Here is a 22716-nt window from a genome sequence, read left to right as displayed (position 1 = left end):
CTCACACGACCTCACTCTCGAGCTCGGACATCTCGGGGCTGGCGTACACGGGCGTGATGTAGGAGCGGCGGGCGGCCCACCACCACACGGTGGCCAGGACCAGCACCACCACAAGTGCGATCGGCGCGTAGTTGAAGGAGTCCACCGTGACCGGGTTGGTCTGGGGCAGGCAGAACAGCACGGTGACCACCGCCACCCACAGCACGGCGACAACGCCGACCGGCCGGCTCCAGCGGCCCAGGTTCCACGGGCCCGCCGTGAAGCGGCGCCCAGCGCGCAGCCGCAGGTAGATGGGGATGGCGTAGGCGGGGGTGATGCCGATGACGTTGATTGCGGTGACCGCCCCGTAGGCGACCGGCGAGTACAGCGACGGCAGGGCGAGCACCAGCGCGGCGACCACCGACAGCCACACCGCGCGGGTCGGCGTGCCGTTGCGCGACACCCGACGCCACCACGCCGAGCCGGGCAGCGCACCATCCCGCGAGAAGGCGAACACCATCCGGGATGCGGCGGCGGTCTCGGCGTTGCCGCAGAACAACTGGGCCACGATGACCACGACCAGCAGCAGCTTCGCACCGCCGGTCCCGAGGCTGTCGAGGAAGATCTGCGCCGGCGGTACCCCGGTCGCGCTGCCCACGGTGCCCGCGTAGTCCTGGATGGCGAAGGTCATGCCGGCCAGCAGCACCAGTCCGGCGATCCACGAGACCCAGATGGAGCGGACAATCCCGCGAGCGGCGCTGACCTGCGCGTGTGTGGTCTCCTCCGACAGGTGCGCGGAGGCGTCGTACCCGGAGAAGGTGTACTGCGCCAACAACAGGCCGATAGCGGTCACGTAGAGCGGGCTCGACCAGCCGGTGGTGTTGGCGAAGTGCCCGAATACGAAGCCGGCGGACTGGTGGTGGGAGGGAACCACCGTGAGGAAGGCGACGATCAATGCGACGCCGGCCAGGTGCCACCACACCGACACCGAGTTCAGCAGGGACACCAGCCGCACTCCGAACAGGTTCAACGCGGCGTGCACTGCCAGGATGACGATGTAGATGACCATCAGAGAGCCCGTTTTGGGGACGAAGCCGAACTGGAGGTTCAACAGGGCTCCGGTGAACTGGGCGGCGCCGTAATCGATCCCGGCGATCGCACCCAGCAGCCCAAGCAAGTTCAACCAGCCGGTGTACCAGCCCCATCGTGGGCCGCCGAGCTGGTGGGCCATGTAGTACAGGGCCCCGGAGGTCGGGTAGGCGGAGGTGACCTCCGCCAGCGCCCACCCGACGAACATCACCATCAACCCGACACCCACCCAGCCCCAGAGCATCACCGCCGGCCCGCCGGTAGTCAGCCCGAAGCCGTACAGGGTCATGCAGCCGGACAGCACGGAGATCACCGAGAAGGAGATGGCGAAGTTCCCGAACGACCCCATGCGCCTCGCCAGTTGGGGCTCATAGCCCAGCCTCCGCAAGATTGCGTTGTCGTCCGGGGGAACTGCGGCTGACCTGATCGTGTGGGACATCGGTAGACCTTCCGAGAACTCGGGAACGGGCAAGGAAGAAGCAGGCGGGCTTGTGTCAGGGCCGGCCGCCGGAGGCGGCGACGGCCGCCCACGCCTGCGAGCGCGCCCACGCGAACTCCCGCTCGGCGAGGGCGGGATCATCAGCCATATGAGCCCACGGCAGACGTGTCGCGTACGGGCCGATCGCATCGAACACCCGGGCGGCATCCTGAGGTCGATGCGCGGCCGACAAGGCGTGCGCCAGGTGGTTGAGATCAAGTGCCAAGCGCGGCTGAGACGTTGTCTCGTCGAACCACAGATGCAGAGCCCGCTCTGCGTCGCGGGCGATGTGGTCACGCGTCCACAGCCGACGCAGCAGCGGGTCCGCCGGGACGCGCTCCCGCTGCCGGCGGAAGTGCTCCGCATAGGCGTGCAACGGCAGCACCAGCAACGCCGACCCCACGGGCGCCCACGACACCACCCACCGCACGAAGTCGATCGACGCCCCCACCGACCCGCCCGGCCGCGACAGCCAAAACCGCAGCATCCGGTGGAACGCCTCTCGGTTGCAAGGATCAAGGCGGTGCGCCTCACCCAGCAGTCCCCACGGGCCCGGCGGCAGCAGACGCTCCGGCGAGGCGGCATAGTGCTCCGGCCGCGCCTGCTGCTCGTCGACCTGGGCCAGGGCTAACAGGCACACCCATGGCACCGGGTCCTGCGGTGCCAACTGCGCAGCCCGCCAGCACCATTCTCTTGCCCGCTGCTCCAAGGACCCGGTCTGCGCGCGGCCATGGCGGTGGGCCCGCAAAGCGCGTTCCACCGCGACCCGGGCCTGCATCACCACGGCATTCGCGCTCTCTGGCTCCTCCATCAGCCAAGCCCCCAGCACGTCGGAGCGCACCGCTGCCGCAGCGAGGATCTGGCTGCGCGCGCTCCGAAGTCCCCAGTTCGTGCCGGTTTCCGACAGCAGCTCACGGGTCGCCATCCAGCGTCCGGCCTGAAGATCCTCCAGCGCGGCCCTCAGCGCGTCGTCACGGCCTGCCGGATGGTACACCGGTCGGGCCCGCTCTCGAGCGGGTTCTCCAGCGCGCATCAGCGCATCCTCCCGGTACCCGTGCAAGGGCCAGTGACGACCGCAGTCAGGGCGGCGAGCGCCTCATCCACCCGGGCGCGCTCCGCATGGATGGCCCCGACGAGTGACAGGACGGCGCGCTGGCGGACACCGACGCTCGCGCCGGCCATATCCGGGTCGGTGGCCAGCGCCCCCACATCCTCGGTGAGAAGAGGCCGCGACTGCCCGTTCGCGGCGAGCAGCGCCTTCTCCAGGTCGGCGGCCCGGCGGCGGGCTGCTGCGGCGAGGCGCTGCGAGTGGAACGCCACCAGCAGCGCGATCAGTGAGCAGAAGACCATGCCTCCAAGGGCCGTGCTCTGCAGGTGAGATGCCATCAGATCCTCAAAGGAACAACGGTGAACGGGAGGCGGGCTAGGCGCGATTGGCACGCACCGTCAGTCAGGACTGCGCTGCTGCGTTTCTGTCAGGGCTTTCGAGCGATCGCGCCGTAGCAGGAGATATCGGCGTTCGTCGCTGCGGTGAGACTGGACGGGTCGGGGCGCCATCGAGACACCACCTGCAGACCAGGGGGCACCAATTCCAGTCCCTGGAGAAAGCCGTCGATCTCCACTCTGGTCCGGGCCTGGGCGCTCATCCCGCCCTCCCTGTACAGCTCGACGATCTGCTTCCACTGCGCAGGGGCGTAGTCGGGAGTCACATGGGACAGCGCCAGGAAACTCCCTGATGGCAAGGCGTCCACCAGCGAGGCGACGATGCCGTACGGGTCCGCGTCGTCCTGGACGAAGTGCAGAACCGCGATCAGCATCAGCGCGACTGGCTGGTCGAAGTCGAGGACCTGCCGGACCATCGGATCGGCCAGGATCGCTGCAGGATCGCGCAGATCAGCCTGGATGTAGGCGGTCCGGCCAGACGGTTCGCTCCTCAGGAGCGCCCGGGCATGGGCCAAAACGATCGGGTCGTTGTCGACGTAGACCACGCGAGCCTCCGGCGCCTCGGCCTGGGCTACCTCATGCGTGTTGTTAGCCGTCGGAATCCCGGTGCCGATGTCTAGGAACTGCCGCACACCGGCGCGCGCGAGGTAACGCACCGCGCGCGCCAGGAAGAGCCGGTTCTGCTGCGCGGTGACTGGCAGTGTGGGGGCTACCTCCAGCAGTTCCCGGGCCGCAGCCCGGTCGGCTGGGAAGTTGTCCTTGCCTCCAAGGTAGAGATCGTAGAGCCGAGCCGGGTGAGGGCGATCTGTTCGGAGCTCGGCGGACGAGGCGGCACTTGACCCGTTCGGCGGGCCGCCCGCAGGGCAGCTACCGCGGTTCGTTCCCTCGATGCCGGGACTGGAGGAAGGCCAGTCCGACATGGTTGGAAGCTCCCCTTGGCCCGGCACATCCGTGCAGGCTTCGTGGCCCGGTAACTGAGCCATGTTGCTGCTCGTGGCGAGGAGAAGCCAGGTGGGCCACGGCTCCGTGTGGAGCCGTTCGACCGGGACACCCAGCTCAGCAGCCAGAGCCCTCTGAACGTCCTCACCGGGCACGACGGCGCGGTTCTCCCACGCCCAGATCTTCTTTGTGGGAGGCCCTGCCCCGAGGCGCTCGTTGAGCAGGTTAACCAGGTCCGTCAGGCTCCAGCCGTGCTGGGCGCGGACCTGGCCCAGGGGGTGCTGCTGTGGCTGTTGCGTGTTCTGGAGCCTGGCCATGTGTCTGTCCCTAAGAAGGTGAGGTGGATTCTGGAGCGGTGAATGCAGGTGTTGGTGCCCGCTCGACGCGTCGGGGGTGCCACGGCGAGCGGGCGGTCTGGGGGCTGGCGGCAAACCAGCGACTGAGTCGGGCGGCGAGCGCCATCAGTCGACCCGGAATCTCCAGGAAGCAAGTGCACGACACGTCCTGGACGGGGACTTGGTCGGGGCTGCGCCGGTGGGACGACGAGCGCGGCCCCTCTCTCCCGCCTACAACCGCCGATCAGGGTGGTCGTCGCTACGCATCGCAGCGGGAGAGGTTCGCGGGCAGGCCCAGCTGAGGGCCGGCGGAGTCCATGACCGGAAGCTCGGTCCGGGACATACCGGGCCAGCGGTCCACCCCCGTGACCGGTTTCGCCAGCTGGTCCGGAGCAGCCTTTGCCGGCCGGTCTTCGCGCTTCGCATGGTTTCCACCTCTCCTGTCTGGTCGTTGGCGGGCACGCAAGTGGACGGTGCGACCCTGTCCGGGGATGTGTCGGGGACGTCCTGGGACGCCTTGAGTCGAGTTCCCGTCGTTGCTCGTCCAGACTGCGCGACCAGCGGCCCGAGAGCGAGATCCACCATTCGGACACCAGAGTTGTCCGAATGGGCGCCGTACAAAGGGCGCGGTAAGGGACATGCGCTCGCGGGACTGGACGGAGTGGACACCGCGACGCTTACAGGCGGAGGCTGCGGGGTGCACGGCGCGTCGTCGGTCTAGCGGACGCGGGCAGAGAAGTGTTCCAGTCAGGCGTCGGACGGAGTATCCGCGTGTGCAGCTGGCGGACGTGGTCCTCGCAGATGAGGGCGGGACTGAACTCTGAACGCCGGCGAGTTCTCCTCGAAGGGTTCACCGTCGCCGGGCCGGGGCGGTTGGCCGAGCGCTTCGGCGAAGCGGACTCGGCCCGGCGGTGTGTTGGGCCTGGGAGGTTCGAGCATGGCCCAGGTATGGCCGTGCGGTTTAGGACGGGCTGGCGTGGTCAAGCTCGGCGGCATCGGGGAACACCAGTTGCGGCTCGGCCAGGATGTCCCGACCAAGCACTTCCGCGTACACCTCGTCGACGCTGCCATAGGCCGCGTGCGCCAAGTCCAGGCCCAGCTTCGCGGCGGCTTCTTCCACGGAATCGGCGCTGGGGCCTTCGACTTCCAGGAAGGTCGGAAGGTCGGGCCATGTGTCGAAGTCGAAGCGCAGTTCGCCCAGGCGCCACTCCTCGCGGTAGTTCTCCTGGTAGCGGAGCGCTTGGAAGCCCATCGCGGTCAGCAGGTGATGGGTGCCGTCGAAGTCGGAGACGACGACTTCGGCCTCCAGGATGGTGTCGATCGCGGACTCGTCGGCCGTGGACTGCTTGTAGGTGAGGGTGACTTGGTGTCCCTCGTCGCGCAGCCGCAGCCAACCGCCGCGCTCGGCGATGTCGCCGTTCTTGAAGACCACCCTGCGCATCAGTGTGCGGGGCTGGTGGATCTCGGCCCCGAGATCTTGCAGGGCGGTGATGGTCTTGTCGACGTCGATGGCGAGGAAGCGGGCTTCGTACTCGGTCTGCATGGATGTGGCCTCTCCGGGAAGTTGGTGGGACGGATCTCGATCGGTCAGTAGGCGGTGGGACGGGGTCGGCTCTCGTTTTGGCGGCGGCCGATGAACAGGCCCATCCGGTGGCGGTGCCAAGAGGGTTGTCCGGGATGCGGGGCCTCGTCGAAGGCTGGGGTGTAGGTCTCCCAGATCGCTTCCCAGCCGGGGAAGTAGGCGCGGATCTCCTCTTCGTCCAGGTAGTGCTCGATCTGCTCGTGCCGGGGTTCGACGGGCATCATGTACTCAGCTCCCAGGAGCCCGCCGGCCGAGCACAGGCTCTGCAGGGCATTGGTGAAGTCCTTCAGGGGGCGCCGGTGGTTGATCGAGTAGTGCCAGGAGCAGCTGGTCCAGATGCCGTCGTGGGCTTGGGAGTCTACGAGATCCAGTACATCGCCAGTGATGATGTCGACACGGTCGGTGAGTTCTTCGGCCGCGAGGCGTTGACGGAGGCCGGGGTTTGGCAAGTCACCTTCGAGGGCGGGTTGGTCTCGGTCGATGGCGGTGACGCGATAGCCGCTGCGCGCCAGTGGCAGGACGAACTTGCCGTCGGAGGCACCGACGACGCAGACGGTCCGCGCGTTGGCGAGTTCGAGCTGGCGCTGGAAGAGCGGGAAGAAGCTGCGGGTGGACCGCCAGAGGCTTTCCGTCAAGGGCATGGGATGGGTCCGTTCTCATCCATGGAGATCATGACCAGGGCAGGAGTTCGTCGGGGGTGGCCGTGACGGGGCGACCGTCGGCCAGGTGGACGATGACGTGCCGGAAGCCGTGGTCGCGTAGGAGTTCCCGGCAGCTTCCGCAGGGGCTCAGCACGGTGCCGGTCGAGCGATGGAGGGCGACGCAGGTGTCGAAGTCGTCGGTTCCGGCCGCGAGGGCCATGCCGATGGCGACTGGTTCGGCGCAGGTGGAACAGTGGCTGCAGGTGCGGGAGCGCACTTGCACCGCTGTGAAGATACGTCCGTCAGTCGTCGAGACCGCGGAAGCTACGTTGATCTGCGGATAGCGGCAGTTTGCGAGGGCCCTGCGGCATGCCTCGACCAGCGCGGCCTCGAGCCCGGAGTCCTGGACGTTCACAGGATTCGCTGGGGTGCCACGGGGTCCATAGGCGCCTGGAAGATCTCGGCGGGCGCCTGCGGATGCCACAGGGGCATCGCTTCTTCCAGGTGGAAGACGCCGGGCCGGTCCCAGGCATTGGCGATCCAGTCGCCCAGGCTGTAGGCGCCGACGGCGTCCAGGCCGATCAGCGTGCCCGGGGTCAGCGGTCCAGGTACGGTGACACGGCCGAAGGTGTCACTGCGATGGCACAGAGGACCGACGAGTTCGTAGGTGAGCTCGGCCTGGATCGGGACACGTCCGATGTGGACGGGACGGGTCTCGTCACCGCGCCAGCAGTGCAGGGCGTTGGTGCCGATATCGAGGACCGCAGTGTTCCGGTCGTCGTCGTGGCGAACGGCGACGACCGAAGCGACGGCCGATAGGGCGGGTTCGGCAAGGTAGCGCCCGGGTTCGAACAGCAGCTGTTCGACCCCGCGCATGCGCAAACGGGCGGCGTAGTCGGTGACGACTGCGGTGATGCCGGCCAGATCCGGTGCCTTCTGCACCGCGGGCTGCATCAGCACGCCGAGCGTCTGGGCCAGTTGAAGCAGCGGCCCCTTGCGGCGTTTCTCGACCCAGCCGGAGGCCAGGCCGCCGCCCAGGTCGAGGCTGGTCACGCTGATGTCGAGCGCTGCGAGGCGGTCGAGCAGGGCGCAGACGCCGGCCAAGGCTCGTTCGAAGGTGGTGGCGGCGACGAGTTGGCCGCCGAGGTGCAGGTGGAGCGCCTCAAGGATGACGTTGTCGCTTGCGGCCAGTCGCTTGGCGGCGGCGAGGATCGCCTCGCCGGTGCTGGACCAGCCGAACTTTGTCTCCCCGCGCTGCCAACCCTCAGTGGGGTCGGCTCCGGTCTCACCGGTCAGGCCAGGTACGCGGATCCGCAGGCCGACTCGTACCGGCGGCGCGGCTGGAGGGCGGGTGCACAGGATGTCGATCTCGGAGTCGGTCTCGATATTGATCAGGCGCGGGGGCTCTCCGTCCAGGGCCGCGCGCAGCAGGCCGGCGGCCTTGCCGATGCCGTTGACCAGGATCGAGGACGGCTGGTGCAGGGAGCGGGCGAGCCGCCACTCGTGCAGGGAGGTGACCTCTGCGCCGATGCCCATGCTCGCGAGGTCCTCGCACAGCCGCGGCAGGTAGTTCGTCTTGTAGGAGTAGTACGTTTCGGTGGGCAGCGGAAGGCCGTCGGTGAAGACGCGGAAGGCCCGTGTTGCGTCGGCGAGCCGGGTGGCGGAGTAGCAGAACAGCGGGGTTCCGTGCGTCTCGGCCAAGGCAAACGCCTTCTTCGGCACCGTGTCGTTCATCGCTAGCCCATCCCTTCGGGCAGGAGGTCGACGATCGCCTTGACCACGCCGTCGGGGCGGAGACCTGTGGTGTCAACGGGGACGATGTTGGCGCCCGCGTAGATCTTGCGGGTGACGTGGATGTTGTCGGCTTCCAGCCGGTACCAGTAGCTGCGGTTCTTCTCCTCATCGCGAGCGTCCAGCCGCTGGCGCCGGATGGCGTCGTCCACGGTGAGGACGAAGGAGTTGTCGGGTCGGCGGGCATGCGACCAGTCGATCTCGGGCACGGGGGTGACTCCCATGGCCGCGTGGGTGGCCAGGGTGCGGTAGAAGTAGCTCTCCATCACCACGCTGCGCCCGGTGGCCAGCGTGGCGCGGACGGTGTCCGAGGCCAGGTAGTTCACCATCATCCAGAAGTTCATCCGCGCCATCACGTTGCGGGAGGCATCGACGTTGCGGCGCATGGGCTCGAAGCGGGCGTTGAGGGTGTCCAGCAGCACCGCGCCGAGTGCGTCGGCCAGCAGCGGGGCGACAGTGGTCTTGCCGGTCGCGCTAAGTCCTTCGAGGACGATGAAGCGCGGTTCGCCAAGGGGCGATGTCATCACCGCTCCTCAGTTGCCGATGTATACGACGTCGGGGATGGAGACGGCGATCTCGTCGTGCGCGTGGGGTTCATAGACGACGCTGCGCAGGCTCTGGTCGAAGCGGAAGGCGTTGGCATCACGGCCTACGGCCTTGCAGGACACCGTGAGTCCGCCGCGGGGATCGGCTTCGATCCGGTCCAGCCAGTCGCCGGCGATCAGGTTGGAGCAGGCGGCCATGGCCGGCTGGGGTGTCAGGTCAGAGTCGTAGACGACCCGCAGCCGTAGCCCGGCGGTGTCGATCTCCTCGTGCAGCGCCTCGTACCTGGAGGCCTGTTCGACCTCCAGTTCCGGGTGCCGTAGCGCGTTGCCCACTAGGCGCAGGCAGTGCAGTTTGAGCTCACCCACCCGGTGCTGGTCGAGGAGCCGGGCCAAAGCGACGACCTGCCCGATACTGGTTCGAGTGACCGTCATCGTGACCCCGGTCTCCAGGCCCAACTCCGCGGCCAGGTCGAGAGCGTCGATCGCCGAGGAGAAGCTGCCCCGCTGCCGGATGCGGTCGTGGACATCGGCCAGCCCGTCGATGGAGACCCGGAACTTGTCGAGGTACGGCGCCAACTCCCTTACCGTGCCGAAGAACCCGCGGTGGCCGTTGGTGCAGATCTCCACCGTCAGCCCACTCTCCTTGCAGAACCGGGCCACCTCAACGACGCCGGGGTACAGCAACGGCTCGCCGCCAAGCAGCGTCACCGCCTCCAGGCCGTACTCGCGCTGGAAGTGAGACACCAACTCCACCGCCTCGGCCGTGGTGTACCGCTCAGTGCTCTTCAGCAGCTCACCGTGGAAGCAGGTCTTGCAGACGAAGTTGCAGCGGTACTGCAGTTGCAGGTAGAGCATCTTCACGCGGGTGATGCCGGTGACCTCTTTGAGCATCGTTGCTTCCTCCAAACAGGTCCATCTGATGGTGTCCCGCCTCGCACATGACCGACGGCACGGCCTCAACACTCGCGCCTGGGAACCTATGGCGAAATCGGCCTGACCCGTGGGCCGCTGTCACGGGTTGGGCCCACCACGAAACGACTAGTAACGCTGGGTGATCTCACGTACGCTGCCAGAAACCTAGGAGGCGCAGCGCCGGTGGCGAAACGCAAGACCTTCGATCCGGGGCGCGTGCCGGTCTCCTTCTGGCGCGCCGACGATGTCCAGAGCGCGTTGGCCCGTCATGAGGTCGGCGCACTGTTCCAGCTCTACCTGCGCCAGTTCCCGGACTGCACTCAGACCCAGCTCGCCTTGCTGACCGAGCATGACCGCTCGGAGATCTCCAACTGGATCCGAGGGGTGCGCGCCGGCCGGGTCAGCGATATCGATGTGCTGACCCGGATCGCAGATGGACTGCAGATGCCAGACGAGGCCAGAGTGCTGACTGGTCTTGCCCCCGCCTCGGTCCTGATGTCCAGCGTCAGAACCGCTGTTCCAGCCTCACGCCAACCGGCCGCTGGGGAACTCCCCGCGGACATGCCGGGTGGCATGCCGGCGCCGAGTCCGACCAACTCCCTGGATTGGCGTGAGGACTTGCGCCGGTTCTGGGGATTGGCGCAGTCCTCGCGGGTGGACATCGTGTGCTCGGAGATCCCCGAGCAGGAGCGGCCATACTTCGCCAGCCCGCAGGACCGCAACTACCTGCGTTACGCCAAGTTCGCCGATCTGGACAGCCTCATCTACGTGCGCACACGCCTGACCCAACTGCACCCGGACTTGGTCATCCGAGACTTCTCCCCGTCGGAGTACTTCGACACTGGGGTGGACACCTTGGTGGTCGTCGGTGGTCCGCCATGGAACGCGAAGTACCGGGAGTTTCTGCCTCAGCTTCCGTTCTACTTCGCCCCGAACCCGCTGGGCGAGGACGATCCACTGGTCGTCCCGCAGTTGGGGAATCTGGCGCTCGGCCCGCAGTGGAGTCCAGACAGCGACCTGCTCGAAGACATCGCCGTCTTCACCCGGCTGACCATGACGAAGGGGACAACAGTCTTCCTGCTCGGCGGGTGCCTTACCCTCGGCGTACTCGGTGGCGCGCAGTGCTTCCTGCACGGGGAACGGGCCGCGGCCAACGCCCGCTGGCTGACCGAGCTCATCGGTGACGACGACTTCGTACTCGTCACCGATGTCCGCCGGCTCGGCGGAATCGCGGACCTGGCCGATCTGACCGCGACCGAACCGCTCCTGGTGCTGGCGCGCCACAACAACGACCCGTTCAGCGTCGTGGTGAAAAACACCGACCGCTACGGTGCCGTGTAGCCATTGATCGCCGACGACTTCATGGGGGCAGACGAGTGATCATTTCCGCAGACATTCGCGCGTACGTGGTCAACCTCCCGCGGCGGGCTGACCGTCGCAAGCAGATGGAAGCCCAGCTCCCCGCGCTACTCAAGGCCACCTTTACGTCGGACTGGACCGGGCCGTTCGACGGCCGGGAACTGAACCGGCACGTCCTGGACCAGCTCGGCGTCGCCCTTTTCCCCTGGCAGATCGCCTCGGACAACCCGTGGTGGAGCCGTCCCCTCAAACTCGGCGAGATCGGCTGCACCCTCTCCCACCTCGCTTGCTGGCAGCACGCGGCCGACACCGGCGACGAGCCGTTCATCCTCATCCTCGAAGACGACGCCGTATTGGCCCCGGACTTCCTCAGCCACCTGCTCGCCCGTCTGGCTCAACTCACCGCGAAGGACAAAGCATTCGACCTGCTCTACCTTGGTCGCTTCCCCTTGGAAGCTGACGAACCCTACGTGTCAGGCGTCGTCCACCCCGGCTACAGCCACTGCACCTTCGGTTACCTTCTCACCCGGCCAGCCCTGACAGAGGTGCTCGCGACCGGGCTGGAGCAATCCGTGGTTCCCGTCGACGAATTCCTGCCCTCGCTCTACATCGACCATCCACGGCAGGACCTGCGTGCTCGGTTCCCGCGGCAGTTGCGCGCACTGGCCCTCGACCCGCCACTCGTGCGCCAACTCCCCAAGGACGAAGCTGGAAGCGACACCGAGGACTCACCGTTCGTCGACTGGCAGTAGCGGCCGGCCTGGGCTCGGAGGACGAAGGCTCTGCCAATGGCCGATCAGTTCCTGGAGCCGCGGTCCAGTCCACTCGGCTGCCGGCGTCCGCACGTTGATCCCGGTGACCACATGCTCAGGGGGCACATCCTGGGTCACCACCGCGCCAGCCGCCACGTAACTGCACGGGCCGATGCGGACCCCGCCGACGATCCTGGCGCCGTAGCCGACCACGCAGTCGTCCTCGATTACTGGCGGTTCCTCATCCACCGCCCACCAGCCCTTGTGGGGTTGGGTGTACTCGTGGACGAGCTCGCCCATCACCGTGCTGCGGTCCCCGATCCGCGCCGCGTCACAGACGAAACCGGCGACCGTGCAGTCCGCACCGATCGCTACCCGGTCGCACACGTAGGCGCCATATGCGAGACGGGTCCGATCGCCGACACGACTGTCGTAGCCGATGCGGACCCGGTCCTCCAGCACGCAGTCCTGGCCGACCGTCACCCCCTCATAGAGCACGATCTGATTGAAAAGCAGGCTGCGGTCCCCGATCCGGACCGGGGCCCCGGGCTCTTGCACACCGGCCGTGGCCGCACGGCGCAGTCGGGATTCCTTCGGGTAGCCCAACACGCAGTACTCGCCGAGCTGAACCGTGCCCGCAAGCGTTGCCGGCCCGTATAGCGGGCGTGTCACGTGGAACTCCCAGCACGATCGGCAAGCCAGCCAACGGAGACTGTGATCGCCTCATCCTCACGTTCTCGGGAGTCGAACCCGTGGTCGGACCCGTGGATGGAATGGAAACCGCAGCGGGGGTGCTTCTGCGCGGCTTCGCGGGCGATGTCATAGGAGACATAGCTGTCCCGGTCACCGTGGATGATGATCGCCGGAGTCGAGTCCGCAGTGAAGGACTCGCCCGGCTGGTGGCAGCGCATCTCGGCAAACAAGACCCGACCCAGTTCGAACTCCCCATCCAGCATCAACGACCCCTCGTCGTGGAGGCGGTCCTGAGCCGATTCGCTGAAGTTCTCGATACCCCAGGGCAGCTCGGGCTCCAGGAACGTCCGTCGCAGGTCCAGGACCGGGTTCCACAACACCACTCCTGACAGGTGTTCACCCAGCCAGGGCAGAGACAACGACGTCGCCACCGCTCCGAAGCTTGCCGCGACCATGAACAGCGGCCCGGGATGCTCCCGGACCGCGAAGTCGACTGCTGCCTCCAGATCCAGCATCTCCCCGGCGATGGTGATCCCCCGCTGAGCGCCGTCGCTGGCCCCGTGGCCACGGAAGGAGAAGCGGATGACCGTGAAGCCGGACTCGGCCAGTGCCTCAGCCAGGCGGATGAACATCCCTCCTTCGTCCTTGTCGGTGTTGATGCCATGGGCCTGGATGACGGTGCCGACCGGCCGCCGCCCCATCGGAACCCTGTGGACAGCAGCATCCAACGCGAGGCCGTCTACCGAGGCCAGTTGAATCTTGTCCAATCCGATCACTCCTCACGATGACACGATCGACGTCACGACGGTATCCAAGGCCATGCCCGGCCATCCGCTGAATCAGAGATTCAGGCCCCGCCGACAACGGCAGGCTGCCCCGCATAGCAAGGAGCTTGCAGAGACGGGAGCACAGAGGCACGCCCCTTGCGGGAAGATAGTCACCGTCTCTGGCCCGGACCGGGGCTGCTCGATCCCAGGTGCCTCACCCGCAACGAGCCGCCACTACGGTCACCGGCTGCCCCTCACCCTGAAGTACACCGCCGACCACCACGAAGCACACCTAGAGATCTGAGGCCACCTCACCTCCCGGTGTGGAGGTGCCGGTAGCTACGCGTGGGCGGTACGACCATCTCCGGCAAAATCCCGTGGGACGCCTGACGGGGCCCTGGCCCTGCTCGTCCAGGCTGCGCGACGAGGACGAGACCACCGTGCTGACAGCTGAGTTGTCTTGCCAGCTTCAGCCTTCTTGGAGAAAGCCCGCACGGGAAGGCGCGGTGACGGTACGTTTACAATCGGGCCTCGCTCTCTCGGGGCTACGGACCGGGGAGCGAAGGTGGCCGCCAGAGCACGGGAGATCGTGTCCGCAGGGTCGGCGCAGGCCCGGCTCGGGGCCGCGCTGCGCAACCTGCGCATGGAGCGTGGTGTGAGCCAGGCAGGACTGGGTGTCCTGATCCATTGCAGTGCCGACCTGGTTCGCCGCATCGAATCCACGGAGCGATTCCCGTCCCGCGAGACCATCGAGGCATGCGACCAAGCGCTGCAGTCTGATGGTGCGCTCGCTGATCTGTGGCCGGCCGCGGACGAAGAGCGTCGCCGGTCCCCGTCCCGTGGGGCAACCAGTGGGACCGTATCAGCCAGGTTCGCCCCAGAAGACTCCTCGCAGCTGATCGCCCAGTGGAGTGCGTCCGGCCAAGCGCTCACGGTGCCGGTCCAGGAGAAGGGTCGATTGTGGGTCACGGAGGAGGATGTCGCTCTGACGCAGAGCATGCTTGCGATGTTCCGGCAGTTGGACCACGTCCACGGTGCCGGACCGTTCGCGAGCCAGCTCTCCACCTATATCGATTCCGAGTTGACCGCGCTGCTCTCCAGGCCGGTAGCGAGCTCGCAAGCCGCCCGCAGCAGAGCCCGGGTTGCCACGGGTTTCCTCGAACTGGCCGGTTACCAGGCTGTGGACTCAGGGCGGCCCGGCTGGGCGCAGTCCTACTACAAGCGCGCTCTGGTGCTGACCACGCAGACGGCTGACCGTGCCTACGGTGCCTATCTGGTGGCCGTCAACTTGGGACATCTGGCGTTGCATTGCGATCATCCCGAGATCGCGCTCAGCTGGTCTCAGGCCGCGAGCGCCGTGGCGGGAACGGGGGCGAGCCCGGCGACCCGGGCCGCGATCAGTGCAGTCAGCGCCCGGGCCCACGCCCGGATGGGCAACGAACCCGAAGCCACCGCCCTGCTCCTCCAGTCCGAAACGCTGCTGGACGCTTCCATCCCTGGGGACGAGCCGCCCTGGGCTGGCTATTTCACTCGGCCATACCTGGCCGACGAGATCGCACACTGCCTGCACGATCTCGGCCGGGCGCCGGCCGCCCGTGACCAGGTCGCCGACGCCCTCGATGGCGTTGGGCGTGATCGGGTGCGCCGCCTCGCCATCGACGCCGCGCTGCTCGCCTCCACGTGGGTGCGCTCCGGCGACCTCGATCGTGCGTGCGCGGCCGGCCGGGAAGCTGTCGGATATGCCGCCCGGACCTCGTCCGGACGCTGCATCGACCGCGTAAGCCAACTCCTCCTCGATCTCGCACCCCACGCCGGATACCAGGCCGTCACCGACCTTCACGAATACGTTCGCGAGGTGCTGCCCGCTGCTGCTCGTGGCGTGGCTACGACCCGTCGGCGGACGTGATCCTCCCGTAGAACCGCACCTCTGCCTCCAGCGCTGACTGCAGGCTGGCAGGGGCCGACAGGTAGTGCCCGACACCGTCCAGGATCAGAGCCTCGTGGTCGACTCCGAGCCCAGCCAGGCGATCGACGAGCGCCTGGGCGTCACTCACTGGGGCGACGTCGTCGGCTGTCCCGTGGATCAAGAGAACGGGGATCCGGATCGCCTCGGCGCGCACCGCGCCCGCCGCGCCGGCGAGGTCAGCGGCGTGGGGCCGCTGGAACCTAGGTGCCGTCGCGGTCCACCGCGCCGGGTCGACGATCGCCGAGGTCGCTGTCGCCGCGGTGAACGGGCCCGGCTGGCACGCGGCTTGGAGGGCGGTGTATCCGCCGGCGCTGGCCCCGGAGATGAATACGGAACCCAGAAGCGCGGTGCCCTCTGCCAGAAGGTGCTCGGCGACGGCCCGACAGTCTTCCACGTCGTACTCGCCCCAATGCCCGTTCAAGTCCTGGCGAAAGGCTCTGCCGTGGCCGGTGCTGCCCCGATAGGCCACCTCGGCAACGGCGAACCCCCGGCTGGTGAAGAACTGCGTGGTCCAGTCCAGACGTAGCGGTACGTCGTCGGTGGGACCGGGGTGAGCGCGCACGAGCAGAGGGGCCGGACCGCCATTGGGCGGCGCGTGCAACAGGAAGCGAATGTCCGTTCCGCCTGACCTGACTGTCCGGACGGAGGGGGCCGAGATCACCCGATGGCAGCGACCGGCAGCGCTGTCGGTGCGCTCGTCCAGCTCACCGTTGACCGGGTCGACCAAGAGGACGGCCGGAGTTCGCTCCGGTGTTGCGCCGATGACCGCCACCTTGCCGTCGTGCGCAGCAACATAGGGCTTCAGGGACGTCAGACCAGTGTCAGGCTCAGTTCTGCTGCCGCCCTCGCTGACGGTGACCAGCCGGGCCCGGAAGCCGTCGTGGACGGTCAACGCGACTGCTCCGCCCGGTAGGTGGGCGTACGACTGGTAGCCACCCTCCCAGGGTGCGGGCCCACAGTCGGCATCCATCGGTGCGACTGCGTGCTCGGCGCCGTCCCAGCGGTAGAGGTTCCACCACCCCGTACGGTCGGAGAGGAAGTACAGCGATCCGTCCGGCCCCCAGGCCGGCTGGACGACCGACTCGTGCTCGCCCCCGGCGACAACCCTGCCAGCGCCGAGCTGGCCGCCGGTCGTGTAGTCGGTGGCATGGAGCTGGGCGCAGTCCCACGGCATGCGGTCGGCGCCCCACTCCAGATACGCGAGGACGCCACCGCGAAGCCGGGGGGCTCCTAGGAAGCCCGGCGAGGTCACCAAGACCCGCACATCACCGCCGTCAGGCTGGATCTGGACGAGCTCGTCCCCGCTGTCAGTGCCCCGCACCGCGAGCAGAATGCCGTCCGCGATGTGCAGGTCCCCGTATAGGAATTCGTCCTCCAAAGGGACAACAGCAACGGGTTCAGCACTGGGGCCGATCCGATAGACCTTGCTGTCCAGGGCGCTGATGATCCATTGGCAGTCGGATGCGATCGCGTAGGACCCGCCTCCGTACGCATGCAGCCACCCACCCACCGACATACCGGGTGGAGTCTGCGCCCGGGGTGCCGCGTCACGTTCGGCACGGACCAGACGTCGAGCACCTCCGAAGTCTGGATCGGACTGAAGCCACCACAAGGACCCTCCGACAGACGTGAGTTCGTCGTAGGACGTGTGCTTGCGTGCCACCCACGAAGCATCGATCGGTCCACTGTCCTCACCGGTCATTCGATCCCCTCGACCCACAGTGCTCCCGACCTCGACGGTACCCCGAACGCCCGTGTCCACGAAGCGGACAACCGCGTTGTCCGCTTGGGTCACACTCACGCGCCTGACACTCCCGTTGCGGTCGCTGGGGATTCAGCTCACTGCTGTCCAACCCCAGGGGCGAGAACCGTGCTGGCCTTGGAGACAGGCGAGTCGGTAGTGGGCCTGATCGCCGTAGCGGGTGGGGTCGGTGGCGGCGTGCTGGAGGGCGAAGCAGGTGACCCGGAGTTCGCGGATGTCGCGCAGGACCGGGTAGCCGGCCCAGGTGGTCACGTCGGTGCCGTAGGCCTCGCAGAACGCGGCGTACTGCTCATCGGAGACGGTGCCGAAGGTGCCATGTCCAACGGCGGTGGCGGTGAGGTCCCATTCGGGCGGGCCCTGGGAGGTCCGTTCGAAGTCGAGGAGATAGACGGTCGTGGGGGTGACCGCGACGTTGCCGCCCCAGGCGTCGCCGTGGATCACGCTCGGCGGGCGGCCTTCAGGAAGGCTGGACCAGGCGGCCTGGAGGTTGGCCAGACGGTGGTGGAGCCACTGTTGCTGTTCGTCATCGAGCGTGGCCGCGTTGTCGATGCGGGTGGCGAGGCGGACGAACGGGTCCAGCCGGCCCAGTGGGAAGTCGGGGATGGGGAGTGAGTGGAGGCGCCGCAGGAGTGGGGCGATGTCGGCTGCGGTGCCCGGCCGGTGGCGAGGTAGCTCGTGCCAGAAGGTCACCGGGTGCCCCTCGGTGTCCAGGGGCTCCCGCATGTGGTCGAGCGGCCGCACAGCCGGGACGCCGCAGGTGCTCAGCCAACGGGCGACGGCGAGTTCCCGTAAGGCGGCGTCCCATTGACCTGGGCGGGCGATGCGGACGACGACCTGGTTGCGGAGCTTCCACAGGGCGTTCTCGCCGATGCGGATCAGCTCGGCTTGGTCTGCCGACAGGCCAGCGGTGGCGCAGGCCTTCAGAAGCAGGGCGTGGGAGTAGTCGACGGTGCTCACAGCGCCACCGTAGAGGTGATCTGCTCGCGCAGGTCGCGAATGTCCGGGATAGTCCGGTGGCGGTGGGCGAGGCGGCTCAGTTCACCCAGTTCGTGGTTGGCGCGCAGGGAGCGGAGTTGGCTGGCCTCGGTGAGCGCGATACGGCCGTCGTCCACTGCCTGTGCCGGGTCTCCGGTGGCCATCCGCAGGGAAGCCAGTTTGGTACGGGAGAAGGTGCGGGACCTGGCGAATCCATGGCCGTGGCCATCGACAGCGGTCTGCAGCCGGCCGAGTGCCTCCCGCGGAGGGTGGCCGGCGAGTGCGAGGTCGAACAGGGCGTGCCCGGTGTCGCCGTGGTGCTGGGCACTGTCGTAGTAGGCCATCCACGGCCCCTCGTCGGCAGGGACAAGCGAAGCGAACGAGTCGTCGGATTCCCCGATAGCGGCGAGGGCCTGCTGGGCGTGGCCCATCTTGGCGAGGGCTCGAGCGCGGGCGTTGTGGAGCATCGACCGCTCGGCCGGTGAGAGGCGGTTGGCGCGGGCGAGGCCGAGTTCGGCGAGGGTAAGACCAGCGTCCGGATCCTCGCGCCACGTGGCCTGCCGAGACAGCAGGTTGTAGGAGATGGCCCGCAGCGGCCAGTAGTCCACCTCCTCCGCGCACGAGGTGGCGAAGACGAACAGACGGCGGGCATCCTCGTGGGCGAAGGCGTCAAAAGCCGAGGCACCGACGACGGTCGCCAGGCGGCTGACTGCGGTGAACAGATCGACCTTGAGCGAGGCCGGGCAACTCGTGTTCAGCAAGCCTGCGGCCCAGCGCAGTTGGGCGAGTGCGGTCTCGCGGACGACACCACCCCCGCCGTAGAGGTTGTCCCAGCTGCGCAGGGTGGTCGCGGCCGTGCGGACTTGCTCGACGTCGGCCGAGCGCACGAGTGAGGGTGTGGCTGCCGCCGAGGTGGTGCTGATCAGTTGGAGCAGGGGGCCGGCGGCAAGGGCCGCCGCGCTGGTCGCGGCGAGGAAGTTCCGTCGTTCCATGGGGTTGAGCTCGTTCCACTCGGAGGTAGACCGTGACCCCTCCAGCGTGCTTCCTGTTCTGCCCCATGGGCGAGCCGTTGTGTCGCTGAGAGACGAGTTGTCCGTTTCCCGGGAGCAATTGTCCGTTTCAGCCTGAGCCGCCACGAGGCATCGAGACAGGACGCCGCCGGTCTCCAACGCGACGTCCAGAGCCGCGGCATGACGGGGACTGCAGGATCGCTCGGCCTTCTCCCACTTGCCGATCAGGTCGCCGCTGACGTGCACCAACTCGCCGAGCTTGTCCTGGCTCAGACCTCGGAGTGATCGCCAGTGCCGGATCTCGGCGCCAAGCCGGTGCGCCGGGGAGCGGGTGGGATCCAACAGCCTAGGCGGTCGTGGCATCTGCTCCTCCGGGTTTCTGTGGTGGCCAGTGGTCGCTGTCCGAATGCCCGTGGGCCTCTACTGAGCTGGGCAACGTCCAGGCGTACAAGCTCCATTACATACCGCGTCTACCGTGACGTGGAGCAGGTTGGCGCTATCCACGAGAACAAGCCCACTTCCTGCGCACTGACCGAACCCTCGGTGACCGGCCCCTGCCAGAGTCTCAACCGCTATTCGGGATGGTGTCGGCCGTTGACACCTCGCACAACGGCGCCTGCGAAACGGACAAACGCCTTGTCCGCTGGATGGCCTGGTCAGCCGTAGTTCCCTGCCCACCGCAGCATCCCCTTCCTGAGCTATCCGCCGTACCGGTCTGGTATTGCAGGGGGTCGGCATGTCTGCATGCTGCAGTGGCTGGTGTCGGCGACGCTGATGGAGGAGGAAATCGACGCCGCCGGGGACACCCGACTCCGGGCAGGCTAAGCACATCGCTCGGCTGGTCGAGGCCGCCGACCGGCCGAAGGAGCCGCTGTGGATGGCCCAGGGAACGAGTATGCCGCTTGGGCATCCGGAGAGGGCGCGCGCCAATACTTCGACGAGATCGGCATCCAGGAGCTAGACCGGCTGGTGAAAGACGTGCGCGGACGGGTGAGCCTGGAGGTGCACCTTCGGTTCCTGGCACGATTCGTGCAGCCGGGCTGGCGGGTACTGGAGATCGGCGCCGGCCCGGGCCGCTTCACTGTGGGACTGGCCAGACTGGGCGCGAAGGTACTGGTCACCGATATCTCTGGGGTGCAGCTGCGCCTGAACGCCGAGTTCGTCGCAGCGCAGGGGTACGAGAAGGCGGTGGAGCGTCGGGAGGTCCTGGACCTGCGGGAGGTAGGCCGCTTCGGTGGAGAGGGCTTCGACGCGGTGGTCGCCTTCGGTGGACCTCTGTCCTACCTGTTTGAGGGGGAGACGCAGGCGCTGGCCGGCATGCTGAGTGCGGTGCGGCCAGGCGGGGTGGTGCTGGCCTCGGTGATGTCGCTGTACGGCACCTGGAGAGTGGCCTTGCCGATCGCGGCGGAACTTGACGCCAGGTACGGACCGGAGGTCATCAGCGCGATCCTGGCGACAGGAGATCTCCGTGTGGTCCCCGAGCGGGCGCATGTGTGCCGGCTGTTCACCTGGGACCAGGTTGTCGAGCTGGTTGAGCAGGCGGGTGGCACGCTGTTGACGGGGTCCGCGAGCAACTGGGCCTCACTTGGGGACTCGCAGGCACTCGCCTACCTGGAAGCGGACGAAGAGCGGTGGAGCCGTTTCCTGGACCAGGAAACGATGGCCTGTAACGCGTCAGGCGCCCGTGACGGTGGCACCCATGTGCTGTTTGCTGCCGGTAGGCGCGACTGAAGTGAAGGAACCTCTATGCGGTTCTGCGCGGGTGGTCATGGCGAACTCGACGGTTCCCCAGCCAGCGCCACGACGATGAACGACGCAGCCCCTGACCTGCGCCAGTCACAGGCGGCGAACGGCAGCGAGGGGGCAGGCGGTCAGGCGGACCGCTGTTGCCCTCGCGGGCAACAGCGTGGCGGGGAGCGCACAGTTCCAGCCATCTGCGGGCGTGCCCAGATAAAGGGGCGCGGGGAGGCGCTCTTCGTACTACAGTCTCGCACTAGTAGTGACGGGCCATCACCTCTATGTAGGTGCCACGCGGAGCATCAAGGTCCTCCGCTGTCATAGGCGATCTGACCAATCGACTGCCCGAGCCTCGTGCCTGCCCCCGGCTTACTGCACCTGGACACCCGCACGATCACGTCGCCGCAAGGCCGTCCCGTCATGCGCCGAGCCGGACGTTGACGTGCGGAAGCCCTGGAAGGAGAGCAAGTATGTCAGTTGCAACTGAAGGCTTGGCAAACACCCAGGAAAAGATCCTCCGGGAGAACTTCGAGCGGTCCGGACCGTTCTTCCTGAGCCGCGACCTCCACCCGATGCTGGACTGCGCCTGCGCCCCCGAGTTCGCGACCTACAAGACCTCGGCCGGCGACATCGAGGCCATCCTCGATGTCCCGATCAGCGTCCCGTTCAACGCCAAGCTGCGCGAAGAGTTCTTCGGCGGGATCCTGTTCGACCGAGACCAGCACCGGCACTTCATGGTCGACCGCACCGCCTACGAGATCCTCCGGGAGGCGGCGGCTGGACACTGCACCGGTCGGGAACTGCTGCACCTCACGGAGCACTCCGGCGAGACGGGACAGGGGCGCCAGACCCTGGGGTCCCTGCTCCAGAACAACCTGCTGGGCTCGCTGGGCACCGGCTCGACCGTCGAGCACTTCGCGGCCCGCGACCTGTCCCTCAACTACCTCCAGAGCCCGATCATCGTCGAGGTCGAGGTCACGTACGGCTGCTTCCGCGCCTGCCGCCACTGCGCCTACGAGTCCTCGCCGGAAGCGAGGATGCCGGAAGAACTCACCGCCCCGCAGTGGAGCGCGATCTTCGGCAAGCTCGCTGAGGCCGGAGTGCTCATCGTTCAACTCACGGGGGGAGACCCCCTGTTCCGGGACGACTCCTTCGACATCGTGGAGGCAGCCGACGCGGCCGGCCTGAGCGTCTACGTCCGAAGCGACACGGCGGCCCTGAACCCGCAGAACGTGGACAGGCTCAAGTCGCTCCGCGGACTGTGGCACGTCGGTACGAGCATCGACGGCGCAGACGCCCAAACCCACGACTGGATGCGCGGCCGTGGCGCCTTCGACATGCTGCGCGAACGAGTGGGCGTCCTCGCCGCCGCCGGGATCCCGGTTGCCGCAGGCGCCACCCTCCACAAGAACAACCACACCACGGTCCGGGAAATCGGGCGCAGGGTAACCGAGTTCGGCGCGCAGTGGTTCGACATCGGCTTTCTCTCGCCGGTCGGCCGAGGCGTCAACCTCCGTGATCTCGTCCTCAACGAGGCCGAGATCCGAGAGAGCCTGGACCTCTACCTCCAGGGCGTGCGTTCCGGCGACTACACCCCCTCCCACAGCCACTATGTCCGGCGAGGACAAACCGCCCAGCCCTTCGCCGACTTGACGGATCTCGTCGACAAACTGCCGTACCTGACGGAGTGGCCCTTCAGCCGCATGCGCCTCGACCCGCTGGGCTCCTCCTACACGGCGGGGAAGTTGAAGGGCTCCGACTTCTCCGGCGGCTACAACATGACGGACAGTTCCGTGGCGCACATCTGGGACAACAGCCCGAACCTGGCGCAGCTGCGAGAGCTGGGGGCCGGCGGTCGGATCCACAGCCTCGACTACCGGCTCCTGCGGTCGAGCCACGAGTTCTTGTAGGCCCGGATCCACTCCGCTCGCCGCTGGCCCGGACGGGCAACCCCCGCCGGG

The 22716-nt window shown here is 67.5% G+C and carries 20 protein-coding genes and 1 pseudogene; 5 read left to right on the top strand and 16 right to left on the bottom strand.

Going from position 1 to position 22716, the window contains the following annotated elements; all coding sequences use genetic code 11:
* Position 1 precedes the first annotated feature (1 nt).
* The 10 genes from ABH940_RS16070 to ABH940_RS16025 form a co-directional block, all read right to left on the bottom strand.
* Complete coding sequence (locus tag ABH940_RS16070) at positions 2 to 1507, bottom strand: amino acid permease (RefSeq protein ID WP_370066343.1); 1506 nt, start codon at positions 1505 to 1507, stop codon at positions 2 to 4.
* A gap of 55 nt (positions 1508 to 1562) precedes the next feature.
* Complete coding sequence (locus tag ABH940_RS16065; protein WP_370066341.1) at positions 1563 to 2579, bottom strand: hypothetical protein; 1017 nt, start codon at positions 2577 to 2579, stop codon at positions 1563 to 1565.
* A complete protein-coding gene (locus ABH940_RS16060; RefSeq protein WP_370066339.1) occupies positions 2579 to 2932 on the bottom strand; it encodes a hypothetical protein in 354 nt (117 codons plus the stop codon). The genes ABH940_RS16065 and ABH940_RS16060 overlap by 1 nt, the downstream gene beginning before the upstream one ends.
* An 89-nt stretch (positions 2933 to 3021) precedes the next feature.
* Complete coding sequence (locus tag ABH940_RS16055; protein WP_370066337.1) at positions 3022 to 4245, bottom strand: SAM-dependent methyltransferase; 1224 nt, start codon at positions 4243 to 4245, stop codon at positions 3022 to 3024.
* 979 nt (positions 4246 to 5224) lie between these two features.
* Complete coding sequence (locus ABH940_RS16050) at positions 5225 to 5806, bottom strand: class IV adenylate cyclase (protein WP_370066335.1); 582 nt, start codon at positions 5804 to 5806, stop codon at positions 5225 to 5227.
* Between the two features lie 44 nt (positions 5807 to 5850).
* Positions 5851 to 6486, bottom strand: coding sequence for a cyclopropane-fatty-acyl-phospholipid synthase family protein (locus ABH940_RS16045; protein ID WP_370066333.1), 636 nt, complete (start codon positions 6484 to 6486; stop codon positions 5851 to 5853).
* 28 nt (positions 6487 to 6514) lie between these two features.
* Entirely contained in the window at positions 6515 to 6901 is a 387-nt protein-coding gene (locus ABH940_RS16040; protein ID WP_370066331.1) for a cytidine deaminase, read from the bottom strand.
* On the bottom strand, positions 6898 to 8220 hold the full coding sequence (locus ABH940_RS16035) for a hypothetical protein (RefSeq protein WP_370066329.1): 1323 nt from the start codon (positions 8218 to 8220) through the stop codon (positions 6898 to 6900). Before ABH940_RS16035 ends, ABH940_RS16040 begins: the two co-directional genes overlap by 4 nt.
* A 2-nt stretch (positions 8221 to 8222) precedes the next feature.
* On the bottom strand, positions 8223 to 8801 hold the full coding sequence (locus tag ABH940_RS16030; protein WP_370066327.1) for a hypothetical protein: 579 nt from the start codon (positions 8799 to 8801) through the stop codon (positions 8223 to 8225).
* A gap of 9 nt (positions 8802 to 8810) precedes the next feature.
* Entirely contained in the window at positions 8811 to 9713 is a 903-nt protein-coding gene (locus tag ABH940_RS16025) for a radical SAM protein (protein WP_370066325.1), read from the bottom strand.
* A gap of 204 nt (positions 9714 to 9917) precedes the next feature.
* Here ABH940_RS16025 and ABH940_RS16020 point away from each other — a divergent pair, with 204 nt between their 5' ends.
* Together ABH940_RS16020 and ABH940_RS16015 are read left to right on the top strand one after the other, a co-directional pair.
* Positions 9918 to 11075 (top strand): hypothetical protein, encoded by a 1158-nt coding sequence (locus ABH940_RS16020; protein ID WP_370066323.1) that lies wholly within the window; start codon positions 9918 to 9920, stop codon positions 11073 to 11075.
* 65 nt (positions 11076 to 11140) lie between these two features.
* Entirely contained in the window at positions 11141 to 11845 is a 705-nt protein-coding gene (locus ABH940_RS16015) for a glycosyltransferase family 25 protein (RefSeq protein WP_370105495.1), read from the top strand.
* Here the strand turns inward: ABH940_RS16015 and ABH940_RS16010 are convergent.
* Together ABH940_RS16010 and ABH940_RS16005 are read right to left on the bottom strand one after the other, a co-directional pair.
* Positions 11822 to 12454 carry a DapH/DapD/GlmU-related protein gene (locus tag ABH940_RS16010; RefSeq protein WP_370105494.1) on the bottom strand — a complete coding sequence of 211 codons (633 nt, stop codon included), beginning with the start codon at positions 12452 to 12454 and terminating at the stop codon, positions 11822 to 11824. The two genes, ABH940_RS16015 and ABH940_RS16010, sit on opposite strands and share 24 nt — an antisense overlap.
* Positions 12455 to 12513: 59 nt before the next feature.
* Entirely contained in the window at positions 12514 to 13305 is a 792-nt protein-coding gene (locus tag ABH940_RS16005; protein WP_370066317.1) for an alpha/beta hydrolase, read from the bottom strand.
* A 565-nt stretch (positions 13306 to 13870) separates the two neighbouring features.
* On the opposite strand from ABH940_RS16005, the gene ABH940_RS16000 reads away from it, so the two are divergent.
* A complete protein-coding gene (locus ABH940_RS16000) occupies positions 13871 to 15211 on the top strand; it encodes a helix-turn-helix domain-containing protein (protein ID WP_370066315.1) in 1341 nt (446 codons plus the stop codon).
* Here ABH940_RS16000 and ABH940_RS15995 read toward each other — a convergent pair.
* The 4 genes and pseudogenes from ABH940_RS15995 to ABH940_RS15980 form a co-directional block, all read right to left on the bottom strand.
* Positions 15189 to 16973, bottom strand: a complete 1785-nt coding sequence (locus tag ABH940_RS15995; protein WP_370066313.1) for a prolyl oligopeptidase family serine peptidase — start codon at positions 16971 to 16973, stop codon at positions 15189 to 15191. The two genes, ABH940_RS16000 and ABH940_RS15995, sit on opposite strands and share 23 nt — an antisense overlap.
* Positions 16974 to 17105: 132 nt before the next feature.
* Entirely contained in the window at positions 17106 to 17990 is an 885-nt protein-coding gene (locus ABH940_RS15990) for a phosphotransferase enzyme family protein (RefSeq protein ID WP_370066311.1), read from the bottom strand.
* The gene (locus ABH940_RS15985) at positions 17987 to 19000 is read right to left on the bottom strand and encodes a hypothetical protein (protein ID WP_370066644.1); all 1014 of its coding nucleotides are present in this window, start codon (positions 18998 to 19000) and stop codon (positions 17987 to 17989) included. Before ABH940_RS15985 ends, ABH940_RS15990 begins: the two co-directional genes overlap by 4 nt.
* A 168-nt stretch (positions 19001 to 19168) precedes the next feature.
* A pseudogene (locus ABH940_RS15980) lies at positions 19169 to 19381 on the bottom strand (helix-turn-helix domain-containing protein); the annotation flags it as partial.
* Positions 19382 to 19891: 510 nt separating this feature from the next.
* Between ABH940_RS15980 and ABH940_RS15975 the strand changes: the two are divergent.
* Together ABH940_RS15975 and ABH940_RS15970 are read left to right on the top strand one after the other, a co-directional pair.
* On the top strand, positions 19892 to 20749 hold the full coding sequence (locus ABH940_RS15975) for a class I SAM-dependent methyltransferase (RefSeq protein ID WP_370066309.1): 858 nt from the start codon (positions 19892 to 19894) through the stop codon (positions 20747 to 20749).
* A 476-nt stretch (positions 20750 to 21225) separates the two neighbouring features.
* Positions 21226 to 22665, top strand: coding sequence for a radical SAM protein (locus ABH940_RS15970; RefSeq protein ID WP_370105493.1), 1440 nt, complete (start codon positions 21226 to 21228; stop codon positions 22663 to 22665).
* The last annotated feature ends 51 nt before the right edge of the window (positions 22666 to 22716 follow it).

Origin of the sequence: Streptacidiphilus sp. BW17, from assembly GCF_041262485.1 — a bacterium.
GTDB lineage: Bacteria > Actinomycetota > Actinomycetes > Streptomycetales > Streptomycetaceae > Streptacidiphilus.
The sequence above is the reverse complement of the archived record's forward strand: the minus strand, read 5'-3'. Positions and strand labels throughout refer to the sequence as shown.

Coding starts and splice junctions, on each gene's coding strand:
- ABH940_RS15995 (WP_370066313.1), bottom strand. CDS start 16,973: ATGACCGGTGAGGACAGTGGACCGATCGATGCTTCGTGGGTGGCACGC.
- ABH940_RS16050 (WP_370066335.1), bottom strand. CDS start 5,806: ATGCAGACCGAGTACGAAGCCCGCTTCCTCGCCATCGACGTCGACAAG.
- ABH940_RS16025 (WP_370066325.1), bottom strand. CDS start 9,713: ATGCTCAAAGAGGTCACCGGCATCACCCGCGTGAAGATGCTCTACCTG.
- ABH940_RS16045 (WP_370066333.1), bottom strand. CDS start 6,486: ATGCCCTTGACGGAAAGCCTCTGGCGGTCCACCCGCAGCTTCTTCCCG.
- ABH940_RS15970 (WP_370105493.1), top strand. CDS start 21,226: ATGTCAGTTGCAACTGAAGGCTTGGCAAACACCCAGGAAAAGATCCTC.
- ABH940_RS16065 (WP_370066341.1), bottom strand. CDS start 2,579: ATGCGCGCTGGAGAACCCGCTCGAGAGCGGGCCCGACCGGTGTACCAT.
- ABH940_RS15985 (WP_370066644.1), bottom strand. CDS start 19,000: ATGGAACGACGGAACTTCCTCGCCGCGACCAGCGCGGCGGCCCTTGCC.
- ABH940_RS16060 (WP_370066339.1), bottom strand. CDS start 2,932: ATGGCATCTCACCTGCAGAGCACGGCCCTTGGAGGCATGGTCTTCTGC.
- ABH940_RS16070 (WP_370066343.1), bottom strand. CDS start 1,507: ATGTCCCACACGATCAGGTCAGCCGCAGTTCCCCCGGACGACAACGCA.
- ABH940_RS16030 (WP_370066327.1), bottom strand. CDS start 8,801: ATGACATCGCCCCTTGGCGAACCGCGCTTCATCGTCCTCGAAGGACTT.
- ABH940_RS16035 (WP_370066329.1), bottom strand. CDS start 8,220: ATGAACGACACGGTGCCGAAGAAGGCGTTTGCCTTGGCCGAGACGCAC.
- ABH940_RS16055 (WP_370066337.1), bottom strand. CDS start 4,245: ATGGCCAGGCTCCAGAACACGCAACAGCCACAGCAGCACCCCCTGGGC.